The sequence below is a fragment of the Clostridium sp. TJA085 genome (assembly GCF_058310235.1).
Window position 1 is genome coordinate 250,694 of sequence record NZ_JBZEEZ010000002.1, and the last position, 16,162, is coordinate 266,855.

Genomic DNA, 16,162 nt, shown 5'->3' on the forward strand with positions numbered 1-16,162 from the left:
TATGCTCCTTTCATTTATAAAATCATAAATTTTCAATTAAAACCTTTAACCACTAATTCTAACCATTTTATCTATATTAAGTGTTTTCTTTATTTCATCGTCACTAAGTCCTAACTCTTCCTTTATAACTTCTCTTACACTCTTATTGAATTTAAGAGCTTTCTTTGCAATATCAGCAGATTTTTCATATCCTAAAGAAGGTGCTAAAGCTGTAACTATTCCTATACTCTTTTCAACTAAGTCTTTACATGTATTTTCATTAGCTTCAATACCTTTAACACAGTTTTCAGTAAATGTACGCACTCCATTTTTTAATATTCTAATTGATTGGAATACATTTAAAAGTATAATTGGATAAAAAGCATTAAGTTCTAATTGTCCTGATTGTGTTGCTAAAGTTACTGTTGTATCATTTCCCATTATTTGAAATGATATTTGTTTAAGTAATTCTGGCATTACAGGATTAACTTTTCCAGGCATTATTGACGAACCATTTTGTTTAGCTGGAAGATTTATTTCAGAAAATCCTGTTCTTGGTCCTGATGACATTAAAATTAAATCTCCTGCAATCTTACTTAAATTAATAGCACAAACTTTTAAATCTGATGAAAGTGCTGCCATTGTATCTGCATTTTGAGTGCTATCTACTAAGTCCTCAGCTTGTCTTATATTTAATCCACTTAATTTATTTAAATTTATACAAACTTCTTTTATATAATCTTTATTTGCATTTATTCCTGTTCCTATTGCAGTACCACCAAGATTAACTATTAAAACTTCATCAAGTCTTTTTTCTAATCTCTTTATATCTCTACTTACTGCTCTTCCATATGCAGTAAATTCTGAACCTAAACTTATTGGAACAGCATCTTGCATTTCTGTTCTTCCCATTTTTATTACATGTTCAAATTCTTGTCCTTTTACTAAAAGTGCATTTTTAAATTTTTCTAATTCTTCTATACATTCTCTTAATAACAAATGACAGTTTATTAATCCGGCTGTTGGTATAGCATCATTTGTTGACTGTCCCATATTTACATGGTCATTTGGATGTACTGGATATTGTAACCCCTTATCATAACCTAAATACTCATTTGCTATATTAGCTATAACTTCATTCATATTCATATTAGTTGAAGTTCCAGCTCCTCCTTGAATTGGATCTAATATAAATTGATCTAAATACTTTCCTTCTAATAAATCATCACAAGCTTTTACTATAGCATCTTTTAAGTTATCTTTTAACTCCCCTACCTCACAATTTGTAATAGCACAAGCTTTTTTAACTAAAGCTAAGCTTTTTATGAAAGATTCTTCTAAATCTAATCCACTAATTCTAAAGTTTTCATGCCCTCTCAAACTTTGTACTCCATAATAAACATCCTTTGGCACCTTTTTGCTTCCTATTGAATCTTTCTCAATTCTGAATTCCATTTCTAAACCCTCCAATATGACTATAATATATGTACTTTTAATTTATTTTCCCTTAGTATTAAATAAAATTAGCAATTATCGTGCCAAATTCGTGTGAAATCTATAATTAAAGTTTTATCTATATTATTTTTAAAATTAAAAACTCTTTATACAGTATCACTAAACTTTCATTTATATATTCACACTTATTTAAGAACTTTTATCACACTAAGCGTATTATTATTTTAAAATTTTTTAAATAATCACTAAACAGTTAAAATTTGTATACTTTAATTCTTATATTTATTAAACTTTCATATTAATTTTAGACTTAAATAAATGTTATTTTTTATGTATATTAAATTAAATTTAATGATAAAAAAAGACTTATTAAAGTTTAAATTTAAACTTTAATAAGTCTTTATAATTATATTATTTTTGTGGCATTGCTGCCTTTATTTCTACTTCTTTTATTCCAACTCTATCTAAAATCTTTTCTGATCTTTCTTTTGTTGAACCTGTTATTACTTCAAACTTAACATTTTCCGCTTCTAGGAAACTTAATATAGCTTTATCTATGGCATTTGCTAAATCCTCATCCTGCCATCTTACTCCATCTTGTGTATAACCAAATTCTCTTGGTACAAAGAATATATAATCATACTTTGGTAAATCTCTTAATGCTAATATGTACAAATCCTTTAATATTTCTATTTCTTTTTTTGTTCTCTTTTTATCACCTAACATAAATCTAGCATATATATATGGAACAAATGTAGCATAATCTGTTATTGCATAATCAAACTCATTTAAACTTTCTTCTAATTGAGCTTGTCCTAAATATATACCATATTGTTCCGCTATTGTTTCTATCATACCTTTATCTCTTAAGTAATCAGTACTATACTCAGTCGCAACTCCAACATTTAAATCTCTTATTTTTAAATCAACATATAATTGTTGTATCAGTGTAGTTTTTCCACATCTTGGTCCACCTAAGATGGCTATTCTTACTGGCATATAATCTCTCTCCTCCAAATAAACATTTGTACTTAACTTTTTATCATAAGTTTAAGAAAACAAAGTTATTATATCAGTACAATCAATAAGTTTCAATTAAATTAGTCAAAACTAATATAATGATTATAACACAAATAAAACTACATAGCCTTATAAAGCCATGTAGTTTTAAAAAATAGTATTTTTATAATTTTAAAACTCTGCTAAATTTACCTTTTCAATTGCATCTATAACCTTCTTAAATTGAGGTAAATATTTTTTATGAGCAACTAACATATCATTTAATATTTTTCTTCCTTTTATATCATCTGATACCAATGGATTTGTAACCATTGCAAGAAGAGCCGTATTATAATCTCCTGTATATGCCGCTTCTGCTGCTAATCTTTCAAATGCTTTTATTTGTGATGTTAATCCTTGAGCTGCTATTGGTAAATCTGTTACTGTCTCAACTGGTACTGGACCATCTTTTGTTATATAACAGCTTATTTCTACTGCTGAATTATCATCAAATTGCTTAAGCTTTCCATTATTTTTTGTATTTACAGCAACTATATTATGCTTATCATTATAAATACCATTAATTACATTACATGCAACATCTGAATAATGAGCTCCACCTCTTTTTGAAAGTTCTTCTGGTTTCACATCTAAATTTTCATCTTTATAAAGTTCAAATAGCCTTTCTTCAAGTTTCATTACTACTTCCGCTCTTGTTTTTCCTTCCGCAAACTCTTTTAATTCATTATCTAACATATCTTTTTTCTTATAATAATATCTATGATACGGACAAGTAAGCACTCCAAATGCCTTTATAAACGCTGGATCCCATCCTAATGATACAATATTTGCAACCCCTTGTATATCTTCTCCCTTTACCATTTTATTTATAACTTCTTCTGTAATATCTTTTCCATCTAAGTAAACTCTTTGTCCATATACCATATGATTTAAACCTGCAAAATCAATTGTTACTCTATCTTTTTCTACTCCTAAAAGTTCAGCTACTCCAAACTCCATACCTATTGGAACATTGCAAACTCCAATTACCTTTTTATGAACTCCATATCTTAAAAGTGCTTCTGTAACTATACCAGCTGGATTTGTAAAGTTTATAAGCCAAGCATTAGGACAAAGTTCCTTTATGTCTTTTGCTATATCAAGAATAACCGGAACTGTTCTAAGTGCCTTAAAAAGTCCTCCAGCTCCATTTGTTTCTTGTCCTAAATATCCATAGCTTAAAGGAATTCTTTCATCTTTAGCCCTGGCCTTTAAAAGACCTACTCTTAATTGAGTTGTAACAAAATCTGCATCTTTTAAAGCTTCTCTTCTATCTAAAGTTAAATGTATTTCCATTGGAACTCCCGCTTTTTCAACCATTCTTTTTGCAAGATTCCCTACTATTTCAAGTTTTTCTTTTCCTTCTTCTATATCAACAAGCCAATATTCTGCAACTGGCATCTCATCATATCTTTTTATAATTCCTTCAACTAATTCTGGAGTATAGCTTGACCCTCCACCTATTGTAACTATCTTCAATCCTTTTTTACTCAAATTAAAACCTCCCACTTTATTTTTATAATTTATTTATACAAATTTTATAACAGATAAACTATACCTTAAATAGTTCTTTCTTATATTGACTTAATTATATTTCCTTTTAAAATTTAGATAAATATATTTGAACTAATAAAAAACACATAATCTTTTAAATAATTTGTTATATAAAAAAAACATCTTGTTATAAGATGCTTTTTTATATAAAACATTTCAATTAAATAGACATATAAATTTTTTATAACTTTAATTATTTTAAAATTATAAATTTTTCATTCTTTTTCCTAAATCTTCAACTATATACAGTACAGGTATTTGAGTTGTTGCTTCATTTATTCCATACTTTTCTTGTGGTACATAATATGCAAGTTTTATATCCGCTAAACTTGCTATAGTGCAATTTTTACTATTTGTTATTGATATAATTTTCCCCCCAGCACTTTTCATTCTATTAGTATGCATTACAGCTGCTTTTGATTCACCTGATACTGAAAAGGCAAGTGTAACACTTCCTTCTACATAAACACTTTCTGTTGGATAATAAGGGTCAGTTATTGGTAATGAAAATTTTCCAAGCCCTGCAAAATACCTTGAAGCATAATTTGCCATAGCTCCTGAACTACCAAAACCTATACAAAATATATATTTAGCTTCTTTAAGAGCAATTGATGCTTTTTCTAAATCATTTTTAAAATTATTGCTATCTGCTCTATTTAAAAATTCAACTATAATACTTTTATCATTTTTCACATTAAAATTTTCTTCATTTTCTAAATACATTTTTAACTTAATCTTAAATTCAGAAAAACCATCACATCCAAGTTTCTTGCAAAACCTTAAAACTGTAGTTGTTGATACATGTGCTTCATCTGCAAGCTCTCTTATTCTCATATATACTACTGTATTTTTATTTTTCATAACATAATCATAAACGCTAAATTCTAAATCATTGAAACTTTTAATAGCCTCTAGTTGAAACATAATCTTTTCACCACTTTATTTTAAATATTTATAATCTTAAGTTTTCTATAATTAATACTTTATCATATAAAATGTAATGCTTACTAGAAGTTAATATAAATAAATTTATTTTTAAATAAATCTAATATATTTTTTCTTTATGGAGAAACTAAACAAGAGGAGGGATTAATTATGAAAAAAAATAAAGTAGATTCAGCAAAAATAAGAAATAATCCTGGTGAACATGCATATCTTCCTAATGAAAGAGATGACTATCATCTTCCAGATGAAGACTTAATAAGTACAGCTCCAAATGGAGATATAACAATGATTCCAAACCCTGTTACTGATGATATAGTTGTAAATAATATAGCTTGGCAAGAATTTAATTACACTGATAGTATGGCAGATAGATTATCTGAAATTGAATCAGTAAAAGAAATACAAAAGCAACCAAAATCTTATCTTAAAAATAATAAAAATTAACTATAAGTTAAAATAACCAAAAGATTAAGCGTCAAAAAAGAGATATTCAATAAATTGAATATCTCTTTTTATGTAACTTAAATATTAATTTTTATAAAGTTAATATTATCTTGTTTCTAAAAATGCTACTAAATTATTTACTGTAGCCATATCTGATCTTTCTAAATCAGTTGGTTGTAATTTTATTCCTAATCTTTCTTCAATTTGTAATAAAACTTCAATTATTGCAAGTGAATCTAAAAGACCAGCTTCAAATAAATCAAAATCTAAATCGTCTCTTATTTCATCACAACCTGTTACTTCTTCAAAAATTTCTATTACTTGTTCTTGCATATCTAAATTCTCCTTTATTTTTAAATTCTCTCTTATATACTATTATACAAATCTTTATTTTTTATTAAAGTTTAATTATTTTTAAAATATATATTTATATTTTAATACTAAAAGCTAAAATTCTCCAGTAAATTTATATTAAGTTTATATAACATTTAATTAAACCTTATTATTTAACTATCGCAAAATATCCCGAGAATATTAAAAGACCAAATCCAGCTATATGCCATGTAATAAATATTTGTAAATATTGAAACCATTTTTCCTTTTTATGAGTTTTATAAAACTTTGATTTTTTTTGATACATATCAGTAAGTACTAATACAGCACCTTGATATATACCATAAACTATATAATACCATGTTAATCCATGCCAAAATCCCATTGTTATCATTGTTATCATTTGTGCAACATGAGATGCTGTAACTCTCTTTTTAAATCTTTTTTTTCTCATAGAACTTATTACAAATCTTGAAAAAATATAATCTCCAAACCATCTTGAAAGTGATATATGCCATCTTGTCCAGAACTCCTTCATATCTTTACTAATAAATGGCTTATTAAAGTTATCTGGTGCTTTTATTCCAAATATGTAACTTGTACCTACTGCAAATAAACTATAACCTGCAAAGTCAAAGAATAAATATAAAGTATAAGCTACCATATATTGATATGCATGACCAAATGTTAAATGGTTTGTTGGTATTTTAGTAAACCACATTGTATTTACTAAAAATGCTATTACAAACTTATATAAAATACCTAAAAATATTTTTGTTATTCCTGGCATTAAATATTCATTTATATATTCTGATTTTGAAATTTCCTTATCTAAATCTTTCTCAAATCTTCTTGACCTATCTATTGGTCCTGAACTTAATGTTGGGAAAAATAAAACAAAATATAAAAATGTAGATAATTTCACTTCTTTTATAGCACCATCATATATTTCAATAACCATTTGAATAACTCTAAAGTTTAAATATGATATACCGATAAAACCTATAGTAGTTATCTTAGCACCTGGAATTATTAAATCAAAATGCGGTGATATTTTATTAATTATTACAGGTAGCATTGAAGCAAATAAAAATATTCTATATACTATAATACTATCTGTTTTTTTTCTAATAAATAAATATCCATATACTATTATTAATTCCCATATTATGAATGTACACAAAAATCCTAACTGTACATTAATACCAATAATAAGAAAAATCATAAATATAGTAGCAATCATTCCATATATTTTTATCTTCTTACCACATAAACCTAAAACTATGGCAGGTATAGTTGTTAATAATAATATGTATAGATATAAATAATCTCCATACTGTGTCATTAAATCTCCTCCATAAGTTTCTTTCTATCAATTTTACCATTTATATTTGTTGGGAATTCCTCTATTATCTTAATATTTCTTGGAACCATATAATTTGGAATAAATTTTTCTAAATCTTTTTTTATTCTTACTCCATTTTTTAAATTACTAAGGTCATTTTTTTCTTCTAATTGAACTATTCCTTGTAAATATGCAATCTTTTCATCTTTATATATCGGTAATACAACAGCATTTTTTACATTATCAACTTTTCTTAAGTTATTTTCTATATCTTCTATTTCTATTCTGAATCCATTAAGCTTTATTTGAAAGTCTTTTCTTCCACAGTAATATATTTTACCTTCTAAAAGATACGCCATATCCCCTGTTTTATACGCTCTAAATTTTTCACCATTAAATTCATCATAATAGAAAACTTCATTTGTTTTTTCTTCATTCTTAAAATAACCCTTTGATACTGATTTACCAATTATAGCGATTTCACCTTTTTCTCCATCTACTACATCATTCCCATTATCATCTATTATTCTAATTTTTGTTGTATCCATAACAACACCAACTGGTAAGCTTTTTGAATCTTCAATCATTTGTGAAGTTATGTCATTTGCACTTATTGCAACTGTAGCTTCTGTTGGTCCATATCCATTTATTATTCTAGTGTTAGGGAATCTTTCTTTAAGATCTTTAGCTAAATTTTTTGGAAGAACTTCTCCTATAAATATCATTGACTCTAATTTAGGTAACATCTCTGAATTAAATGTATCTTCTGTTACACATACCCCTGCAAATGATGGTGTTGATACCCATATTGCCATATCAGAATCTTTAAATTGATTAAAAAGTTCTTTATAGTTTGCTAAAGTCTTTTTTGAAAGTGAAAATAAAGTTTCTCCATGAGTTAATCCTGGATATATTGTTGTTACTGAAAGATCAAATGAATATGCAGCTTGATTCATTATAACTTTTTCACTTCCATCAATATTTAAATACTCACTAATCCATTCAACAAAATTATCTAAGTTGTTACTACTTATTTGAACCCCTTTTGGTTTTCCTGTACTTCCTGATGTGAATAATATGTATGCATTTTCATCCTCTTTAACCCATGAATCTTCTGTTAATACTTCATTTTTATTATCACATATTATTTTTTCTAATTCATCTTTATTAATTACTTTTATTCCTTCTCCAAAAACCTCTTTATCATAATCACTAAAGTTAAATAGTACTTTTGGTTTTACTTCTTCAGTTACATTTGAAACTCTATCTAAAGGAAAGCTTATATCTAATGGAACATAAGCTCTACCTGATTTTAATGCCCCAATCATACATGACATTATTAAATTATCTTTATTACCATATATAACTATAGGAGTGTTATCCTTATGTATTTCTTTTAAATAAACTCCTATGCTTTCTGAAAATTTATCTAAATCTTTATATGATAATTCTTCTCCATCGCATTTTAAAGCAATTCTATCAGTATTAGCATATTTCTTAATCCCTTTAATTATTTCCATCTTAATATCCTCCTCAAATTAGAATTCATTGTAAATGAATGGTATTTGTTTAAATGGTGTAAATGTTACTATTAATATTGCTGCAATTATTATTAAAGTTACTATTATACTAGTTAACAGGTATTTGTCCTTGATTATATTCTTTATAAATCCTTTCACTTATATCAACCCATCCTCTCGTTCCAAGATGCATTATATCTCTTAAATAGTAATCTGTATTTTTATTATTTTTTAGAGTTGGTTCTTTGTCTTGTAAATTAATTACTTTAAAACCATCCTTGCTAGCTAATTCTTCTAATGTTTTATAAAAATTAGTTCTCTTATCCTTAGTAATTCCAGTATAATCATAATACCAGTCTGCATTTGGTAATAATACTATAGTAGGTTTAACTCCAAGTTCTTTACAAGTATTTAAAAGATTCTTATAATCATCTACTTCTTGTGATTTTAATAAATTAATCTTTGAATACGCATTTTTCATTTTCGGTAACTTCTTGGAAATAAATTTATAATTGTTATAATCTATTTTATATTTATTTCCCTTAGCCTTTGCTTGACCTTCTTTATATGCTATTTCATCTTCTCTTTTCCAATCTATTGAATTGTTGCTTAATTTTTTAGTTTTATTTTTATTATTAAGTTTTTTAAGTTTTAAATATAAAAGACCTTTTTCTTTTAACATAACTTCTTTTTCTCTAATAAAAAAATAAGGCTTAAATAATACACTACATATATCACCCAAAGTTGAGTTATCAGTGTAAAGTTCAGCATAAACTCTTTCACTTGAATATTCATCACTACTTTTTAAAAGTGATGCTACTCTTCTTGCTAAATAATCTTTTGTTTCTTTATTTATATTATTATTATTTAAAAATTCATAAAATTGTGTTGGCGAAAATAATGATTGAAAATCTTTTCCAGGCACTCCTTTTCTACTTAAGAATGCTTGCATAGATACAAATATTACAACCTTTTTATTATCTATATCAGGATTAGTAGATCCAAGTATAAGTGTTTCTTGTAATGTTTGATTATATGGTCTTCCAACAGTAAATAATCCATTTTTAGTTCTTCCACTATTAAAATATGTTGCTGCATGTTGTCTTTTTATTATATTACTTAATTCTGATGAACCTAAAATCATTATATTATTTTTAGATAATAATTCATTATTTATAAGTACACCCTTATCCTTTATATCTGATGAATATTCCCCCATAAGAGGCACTAAGTTTTTTTCTTTCATCAATTTGCTATTTTCATGGTCTAAAAACTTATTTAGTCCAAAAGCAAATAATACCCCAATTATTAATGGTATTATAAAATATAATAATTTTTTCATACCTTGCTCCTCTCTTAAAGTTACGTAAAATCCGGAAATAAATAAATTCCACCTGAAATATTATTACTATTTTTAATAATATTCAATTACATTAATTTAATTGTTTTTAACAAATTGTAAATACTATCTTAATTACTTCTTAAATTAACTTTATAAAACTATCTTAATACTCCTTATAAAGCCATTTTCCTAGGTTTATACCTATATTAACAATAGTATTTTTCATCAAATAATTAACTAACTTTTAACTTTTAATATATATATAAATTTATAAAAATTTCATTAAAGTAACTCATATATACTATATAAAGTATAAATTTTATATATATTATATACAATTACAAAATAAAGTCAAAATTATTACAATTACTCTATAATAATCACAAATTAAGGGCAATTTAAACTTTTAAAGTTTAAATTGCCCTTAAAGAGGTACGTATGTGATTAAATCTTTATTTCTATAAGCTATATTTAGCTTTTTAGACTGCTTCTATATTTCTACTAGCAATTACATCTATTCCTGTTCCTAGTACATCTTTTATAACTATATCTCCCATTTTTACTGGAGCTTTAATTACAGTTTCATTTATAACTTTCATACATTCAAAGTTTAAAGGTTTTGGAATTGCTCCATTTGTTTTTACTGGTATCACTGGAAGTTCTCCACCTTCTACTTTTACTGTTGAAGTTACTACTCTAACTGGATTTGTAACTTCATTTAATCCATATATTTCACCACGTTTACAAGTATTACCTGTAACTGTTTTTTTATCTGTATCTACTTTTAAATGACATCCCATTGGACAACTTATGCAAATTAATTCCTTAATCATAGATTTTCACCGTCCTATAATATACTCTATTTTACTAATTCTCTCATTAAACAATTAAATTTCCGTATCTTATTTATACTTAATTTGTAAATATTGTTAGTTTTTCATTTTTGTTGTACTTAATTTTTATAACTTTATTATTTTTTAGGTTGAGGTCTTATTTTTAATCTTATTCAGTAGGAGAAGTTGAGTTCCCCTACTAATTATTATTTTATATTATTCTAATGATATTGTAATATCACCCTTTACTCCTTCAAGAAGTTTCTTTGGTAATATTATTTTTTCCATTTCTGATGGAGCTAGATGCTTTCTCTTAAAGCTTGCTATTTCTCTATCTCCTTCTCTTACTACTAATGCTTTATCATGATATATATTATTTACTCTCATAAACACAGTCATGCTACCATCTATTGCATCTACATTAAATCTTTGAGGTACTGTATAATTTACATTTTGACCATTAACTATATTTATTGTTTCACCTTTATTTAACTCATTCTTTATATATTTTGCAGCTGACTTTCCTGCATGCTTTGATTCTTGAGTAACAAAGTCAACTAAGTCATGAACATGTACTACATTACCACAAGCAAAGATTCCATCTATTGATGTTTCCATACTTTCTGATACTATAAGTCCATTTGTTCTCATATCTTTTGTAATACCTGCTTTAGTAGATAATTCATTTTCTGGAATTAATCCAACTGATAAAAGTAATGTATCTACTTCAAATTCCTTTTCAGTTCCTTTTATTGGTTTTCTATTTTTATCAACTTCAGCTATTACTACTTTTTCTAATCTTTCTTTACCTACAATATCTACAACAGTATGTGATAAGTATAGTGGTATATCATAGTCTTCTAGACATTGTACTATATTTCTATTTAATCCATTTGAATATGGCATAAGTTCTACAACACCATAAACTTTTGCTCCTTCAAGAGTCATTCTTCTTGCCATTATAAGTCCAATATCACCTGATCCTAATATTAGAACTTTTTTTCCTGGCATATATCCTTCCATATTGATATATCTTTGAGCAGCTCCTGCTGTAAATACTCCAGATGGTCTATCTCCTGGTATATTTATAGCTCCTCTAGTTCTTTCTCTACATCCCATTGCAAGTATTACAGCTTTTGCGCTTAATACTATATATCCTTCTTCTTCATTTATGGCATGTACATTTTTATTTTCATCTATATTAAGAACCATTGTACCAAGTTTAACTTCAACATTTGTGTCTTCTAGCATATTTATAAACTTTTGTGCGTATTCAGGGCCAGTTAATTCCTCTTTAAATGTGTGAAGTCCAAAACCATTGTGTATACATTGATTTAATATTCCTCCAAGCTCGTTGTCTCTTTCTATAATTAAAATTTTCTTTACTCCATCATTGTATGCTTCATAAGCTGCTGCAAGTCCTGCAGGGCCTCCTCCAACTACTATTAAATCGTACATAACTACCCCTCCTATTTTGTTTTTCCTACTAATATATATGAACCGTCTTTTTCTAGGTTAATATCTTCTAACTTAATTCCTAATTCTCTAGCTATAATTTCTTGAACTCTTGGTCCACAGAAACCACCTTGACATCTTCCCATTCCTGGTCTACATCTTCTCTTAACACCATCTAATGTCATATTTTTATCAAAACATCTGTGTATAGCATCAACTATTTCACCTTCTGTGATACTTTCACATCTACAAACTATCTTTCCGTATCTTGGATCTTTTTTAATTATTTCAGCTTTTTCTTCTGGTGATAATTCCATAAATCTTATTTCTTTTCTAACACCATTGAAATCTTTATTTTCTTCTAATTTTAATCCGCAACCTTCTAATATTTTAACAACATCTTCTGCAATTGCTGGTGCTGATGATAATCCTGGTGATTTTATTCCTGCAACATCTATAAAGTTTTTAACATCTTCTGCCTCTTCTACAATGAAATCTCCTCTATCTGGTGTTGCTCTAAGTCCTGCAAAGTTTCTAATTGATTCTCTGAAATTAACTTTTTTAGTTGTTCTCATTGATGTTTCTCTTATATAGTCTAATCTATCACCTTTTGTCTTTGTATCTTCTTTATCTTCTAAATCTTCTGCATCTGGTCCAACCAAAAGATTTCCATGAACTGTTGGTGTTACTAATATTCCTTTACCAAGTTTTGATGGACATTGGAATATTGTATGACTTACGATATCCCCTTGAGTTTTATCCATTACAAAATATTCACCTTTTCTTGGAACTATCTTAAAGCTTTCTTTGCAAATCAAATTATGTACATCATCTGCATGAATTCCTGCTGCATTAATTACATATTTAGCTTCAATTGTTTGTCCATTTTTTGTTTTTATCTTAAATATATCATTTTCTTTCTTTATATCTGTTACTTCAGCTCTTAATATTAATTCTCCTCCATTTGATACACCATTTTCCATAAGTGCTATTGTATATTCAAATGGTCCAACTATACCTCCTGTTGGTGCATATAAAGCTCCAACAACTTCTTCGCTTAAGTTTGGCTCTTTTTCTAGAAGCTCTTCTTTGCTTAAAATTTGTAAGCCTTTAACTCCAATTTTATTACCATTTTCATATAATGCCTTTATAGTTTCCATATCTTCATCTGAGAAACCTATTATTAATGAACCATTTCTTTTGAATGGTACATCTAGTTCTTTACAAAGATCTTCAAACATTTCATTTCCTTTAACATTATATTTTGCCATTAATGTGCCAACTTTTGGATCATAACCTGCGTGAACTATTGCTGAATTTGCTTTTGATGTTCCCATTGATACATCATTTTCTTTTTCTAATACTGCTACCTTTAAATTGTACTTTGTAAGTTCTCTAAATATTGAAGCTCCTATAACTCCTGCTCCTATAATTGCAACATCATACATAAAAAAACCTCCTAGAATTCGCTTTATAAATTTTAAAAGCAAAAAAAGTCAAGCAGAAACTAGGGATTAATAATCCCTAACTTATGTGCTTGACTCTAATTCTCTTAACACTCATATTATATTATGGTTATATATTATCATAGCTTTTTATTTTTGTCAAACGTTTTCAGCTATAATTTAAAAATAAAATTTTACTTTTATTACTATTCTTTTTCCCAGCCACTAACTCTTTTTATAGCTTTCTTCCAACCAGAATATAATTTTTCTATATGCTCTTTTTCTGATTTTGGTTTAAAGTTTTCACTTGCATACCATGACTTAGCTATTTCTTCTTTATCTTTCCAATATCCAACTGCAAGTCCTGCTAAATATGCTGCTCCAAGTGCTGTTGTTTCTGTAATTATTGGTCTTGTTACTTCTGTTTCTAATATATCTGCTTGGAACTGCATTAAAAAGTCATTTTTGCTAGCTCCACCATCAACTTTAAGAACATTAATTTTTACTCCTGCATCTTCTTCCATAGCATTTAATACATCTTTTGATTGATATGCTATTGATTCTAATGCTGCTCTTATTATATGATTTCTATTTGATCCTCTTGTTAATCCAAATATAGCTCCTCTTGCATACATGTCCCAATGTGGTGCTCCAAGTCCTACAAAAGCTGGTACAACATATACACCACCATTATCTTTAACTTTTTTTGCAAAATATTCAGTATCTTGAGCATCACTTACAAGCATTAACTCATCTCTTATCCATTGTATAACTGCTCCCCCAACGAATACTGAACCTTCTAATGCATATTGAACTTTACCATCTATTCCAACTGCTATTGTTGTTAAAAGTCCATTTTTACTTTCAACCTTTTCATCCCCTGTGTTCATAAGTAAGAAACATCCAGTTCCATAAGTATTTTTTGCTGAACCCTTTGTAAAACATGCTTGTCCAAATAAAGCCGCCTGTTGATCTCCAGCAATTCCAGCTATAGGAACTCTTACTCCTCCCTTACCACCAAGATTAGTATATCCATATATTTCTGAACTATTTTTAACTTCTGGTAATATTGATTTTGGAATATTTAATTCTTTTAAAATCTTTTCATCCCATTGTAATGTATTTATATTAAATAGCATTGTTCTTGATGCATTTGTATAATCAGTTATATGAACTCTTCCATTTGTTAACTTCCATACAAGCCAAGTATCTACAGTACCAAAAAGTAATTCTCCTTTTTCAGCTTTTTCCCTAGCACCTTCAACATTATCTAGAATCCATTTAATTTTTGTACCTGAGAAATATGCATCAAGTATAAGACCAGTTGATTCCTTTATGTAATCTTTCATCCCTTTTTCTTCTAAACTATCACAAATAGGAGCTGTTCTTCTACATTGCCAAACAATTGCATTATATATAGGCTCTCCAGTGTTTTTATCCCATATTATAGTTGTTTCTCTTTGATTAGTAATTCCTATAGCTGCAACATCCTCTTGAGTTATATTAGTTTTTGCTATAACTTCTTGAAGAACACCATATTGTGTTGCCCATATTTCCATAGGATTATGTTCAACCCAACCCTCTCTAGGATATATTTGAGTTATTTCCTTTTGGCTTACACCTAATATGTTTTGTTCATTGTCAAAAACTATTGCTCTTGAACTTGTTGTTCCTTGATCTAAAGCTATAATATACTTTTGTTTCATCTCTACACCTCTTTTATAGTCTATATGTTTTGCTTTTATATAATATATCGTATTTAAAATCATAAATTTAATTTATCATTAAATTTCAAATACCATATTTACATTCCCCATATTTCTCTTTTAGTTGTTGAAACTGATGATGCTCCAGAACTTAATGCCATTATTACTTCTTCCTTCTTTTCTACAAGTCCACCACAAATTACTGGCTTTTCAGAGCCTTTTGTAACTTGATTAATAACTTTTGGTATAAGACCTGGTAATATTTCTACTGCATCAATATCTGATAATAAATGATTTTTAACATTTTTAAGTGATATTGTATCAAATACAAAACTTCTTTGTATTGCTATAAAACCATTTTCTTTGGCAAATCTTATTGTTTGAGGCTTTGTACTAATAATTCCTTTAAACTTAGTCTCTTTCTTCAAAAATTTAATTGCTGCTTCTCTTTGATTTAATCCATCTATTAAATCAATATGTACAATTCCTATTTTATTTTTTTCTTCTATCATACTGCTTATTTCTTTTACATTAAGGACATCACCAAAAAGAACAAATATAATTTCTATATTTGAATTTATAGCTACCTTTAAGTCCTCAAAATCTTTTACTGCTGCTATTACTGGATTATCTGCTAAAACTTCTTTAAAATTCATATTCTCGCCCCTATCATTTCTGTAAATGTTTTCTACTTTTTTATTATTGCACCTATTAAAATATATGTCAATTATGATATTTTTTTAACAT

14 protein-coding genes are annotated in these 16,162 nt (G+C 27.3%); 1 reads left to right on the forward strand and 13 read right to left on the reverse strand.

The genetic code is table 11. From position 1 onward, the window contains the following. Window positions 1-45: 45 nt before the first annotated feature. The 4 genes from AC4FQW_RS08430 to AC4FQW_RS08445 form a co-directional block, all read right to left on the reverse strand. Entirely contained in the window at window positions 46-1,434 is a 1,389-nt protein-coding gene (locus AC4FQW_RS08430; protein ID WP_303130569.1) for an aspartate ammonia-lyase, read from the reverse strand. 411 nt (window positions 1,435-1,845) lie between these two features. Further along, on the reverse strand, window positions 1,846-2,433 hold the full coding sequence (locus AC4FQW_RS08435) for an AAA family ATPase (protein WP_303130571.1): 588 nt from the start codon (window positions 2,431-2,433) through the stop codon (window positions 1,846-1,848). A 192-nt stretch (window positions 2,434-2,625) separates the two neighbouring features. Next, window positions 2,626-3,987, reverse strand: a complete 1,362-nt coding sequence (locus tag AC4FQW_RS08440) for a 6-phospho-beta-glucosidase (RefSeq protein WP_491148496.1) — start codon at window positions 3,985-3,987, stop codon at window positions 2,626-2,628. A 264-nt stretch (window positions 3,988-4,251) separates the two neighbouring features. Further along, on the reverse strand, window positions 4,252-4,971 hold the full coding sequence (locus tag AC4FQW_RS08445) for a MurR/RpiR family transcriptional regulator (protein ID WP_491148498.1): 720 nt from the start codon (window positions 4,969-4,971) through the stop codon (window positions 4,252-4,254). Window positions 4,972-5,142: 171 nt separating this feature from the next. Here AC4FQW_RS08445 and AC4FQW_RS08450 point away from each other — a divergent pair, with 171 nt between their 5' ends. Further along, window positions 5,143-5,436: a hypothetical protein gene (locus AC4FQW_RS08450; protein WP_491148500.1), complete on the forward strand. Its 294-nt coding sequence runs from the start codon at window positions 5,143-5,145 to the stop codon at window positions 5,434-5,436. A gap of 105 nt (window positions 5,437-5,541) precedes the next feature. Here AC4FQW_RS08450 and dltC read toward each other — a convergent pair whose 3' ends face one another. The 9 genes from dltC to AC4FQW_RS08495 all read right to left on the reverse strand — a co-directional run bounded on the left by dltC (window position 5,542) and on the right by AC4FQW_RS08495 (window position 16,071). Beyond that, a complete protein-coding gene (dltC, locus tag AC4FQW_RS08455) occupies window positions 5,542-5,769 on the reverse strand; it encodes a D-alanine--poly(phosphoribitol) ligase subunit DltC (RefSeq protein ID WP_303130577.1) in 228 nt (75 codons plus the stop codon). Between the two features lie 169 nt (window positions 5,770-5,938). After that, the gene (gene dltB / locus AC4FQW_RS08460) at window positions 5,939-7,114 is read right to left on the reverse strand and encodes a D-alanyl-lipoteichoic acid biosynthesis protein DltB (RefSeq protein ID WP_491148502.1); all 1,176 of its coding nucleotides are present in this window, start codon (window positions 7,112-7,114) and stop codon (window positions 5,939-5,941) included. Next, a complete protein-coding gene (dltA, locus tag AC4FQW_RS08465; protein ID WP_491148504.1) occupies window positions 7,114-8,634 on the reverse strand; it encodes a D-alanine--poly(phosphoribitol) ligase subunit DltA in 1,521 nt (506 codons plus the stop codon). Before dltA ends, dltB begins: the two co-directional genes overlap by 1 nt. Before the next feature lie 109 nt (window positions 8,635-8,743). Next, complete coding sequence (dltD, locus tag AC4FQW_RS08470) at window positions 8,744-9,976, reverse strand: D-alanyl-lipoteichoic acid biosynthesis protein DltD (protein WP_491148506.1); 1,233 nt, start codon at window positions 9,974-9,976, stop codon at window positions 8,744-8,746. A gap of 479 nt (window positions 9,977-10,455) precedes the next feature. Then, a complete protein-coding gene (locus AC4FQW_RS08475; protein WP_491148508.1) occupies window positions 10,456-10,809 on the reverse strand; it encodes a DUF1667 domain-containing protein in 354 nt (117 codons plus the stop codon). Window positions 10,810-11,025: 216 nt separating this feature from the next. Then, window positions 11,026-12,267, reverse strand: a complete 1,242-nt coding sequence (locus tag AC4FQW_RS08480) for an NAD(P)/FAD-dependent oxidoreductase (protein ID WP_491148510.1) — start codon at window positions 12,265-12,267, stop codon at window positions 11,026-11,028. 11 nt (window positions 12,268-12,278) lie between these two features. Further along, window positions 12,279-13,712 carry an NAD(P)/FAD-dependent oxidoreductase gene (locus AC4FQW_RS08485; protein WP_491148512.1) on the reverse strand — a complete coding sequence of 478 codons (1,434 nt, stop codon included), beginning with the start codon at window positions 13,710-13,712 and terminating at the stop codon, window positions 12,279-12,281. A gap of 203 nt (window positions 13,713-13,915) precedes the next feature. Then, entirely contained in the window at window positions 13,916-15,415 is a 1,500-nt protein-coding gene (gene glpK, locus AC4FQW_RS08490) for a glycerol kinase GlpK (RefSeq protein ID WP_491148514.1), read from the reverse strand. A gap of 98 nt (window positions 15,416-15,513) precedes the next feature. Next, entirely contained in the window at window positions 15,514-16,071 is a 558-nt protein-coding gene (locus AC4FQW_RS08495; protein ID WP_491148516.1) for a glycerol-3-phosphate responsive antiterminator, read from the reverse strand. Between the last annotated feature and the right edge of the window lie 91 nt (window positions 16,072-16,162).

Bases quoted from the DNA above. Each gene is read 5' to 3' on its own strand.
- AC4FQW_RS08430 (WP_303130569.1), bottom strand. From the start codon at position 1,434: ATGGAATTCAGAATTGAGAAAGATTCAATAGGAAGCAAAAAGGTGCCA.
- AC4FQW_RS08435 (WP_303130571.1), bottom strand. From the start codon at position 2,433: ATGCCAGTAAGAATAGCCATCTTAGGTGGACCAAGATGTGGAAAAACT.
- AC4FQW_RS08445 (WP_491148498.1), bottom strand. From the start codon at position 4,971: ATGTTTCAACTAGAGGCTATTAAAAGTTTCAATGATTTAGAATTTAGC.
- AC4FQW_RS08450 (WP_491148500.1), top strand. From the start codon at position 5,143: ATGAAAAAAAATAAAGTAGATTCAGCAAAAATAAGAAATAATCCTGGT.
- dltC (WP_303130577.1), bottom strand. From the start codon at position 5,769: ATGCAAGAACAAGTAATAGAAATTTTTGAAGAAGTAACAGGTTGTGAT.
- dltB (WP_491148502.1), bottom strand. From the start codon at position 7,114: ATGACACAGTATGGAGATTATTTATATCTATACATATTATTATTAACA.
- dltA (WP_491148504.1), bottom strand. From the start codon at position 8,634: ATGGAAATAATTAAAGGGATTAAGAAATATGCTAATACTGATAGAATT.
- dltD (WP_491148506.1), bottom strand. From the start codon at position 9,976: ATGAAAAAATTATTATATTTTATAATACCATTAATAATTGGGGTATTA.
- AC4FQW_RS08475 (WP_491148508.1), bottom strand. From the start codon at position 10,809: ATGATTAAGGAATTAATTTGCATAAGTTGTCCAATGGGATGTCATTTA.
- AC4FQW_RS08480 (WP_491148510.1), bottom strand. From the start codon at position 12,267: ATGTACGATTTAATAGTAGTTGGAGGAGGCCCTGCAGGACTTGCAGCA.
- AC4FQW_RS08485 (WP_491148512.1), bottom strand. From the start codon at position 13,712: ATGTATGATGTTGCAATTATAGGAGCAGGAGTTATAGGAGCTTCAATA.
- glpK (WP_491148514.1), bottom strand. From the start codon at position 15,415: ATGAAACAAAAGTATATTATAGCTTTAGATCAAGGAACAACAAGTTCA.
- AC4FQW_RS08495 (WP_491148516.1), bottom strand. From the start codon at position 16,071: ATGAATTTTAAAGAAGTTTTAGCAGATAATCCAGTAATAGCAGCAGTA.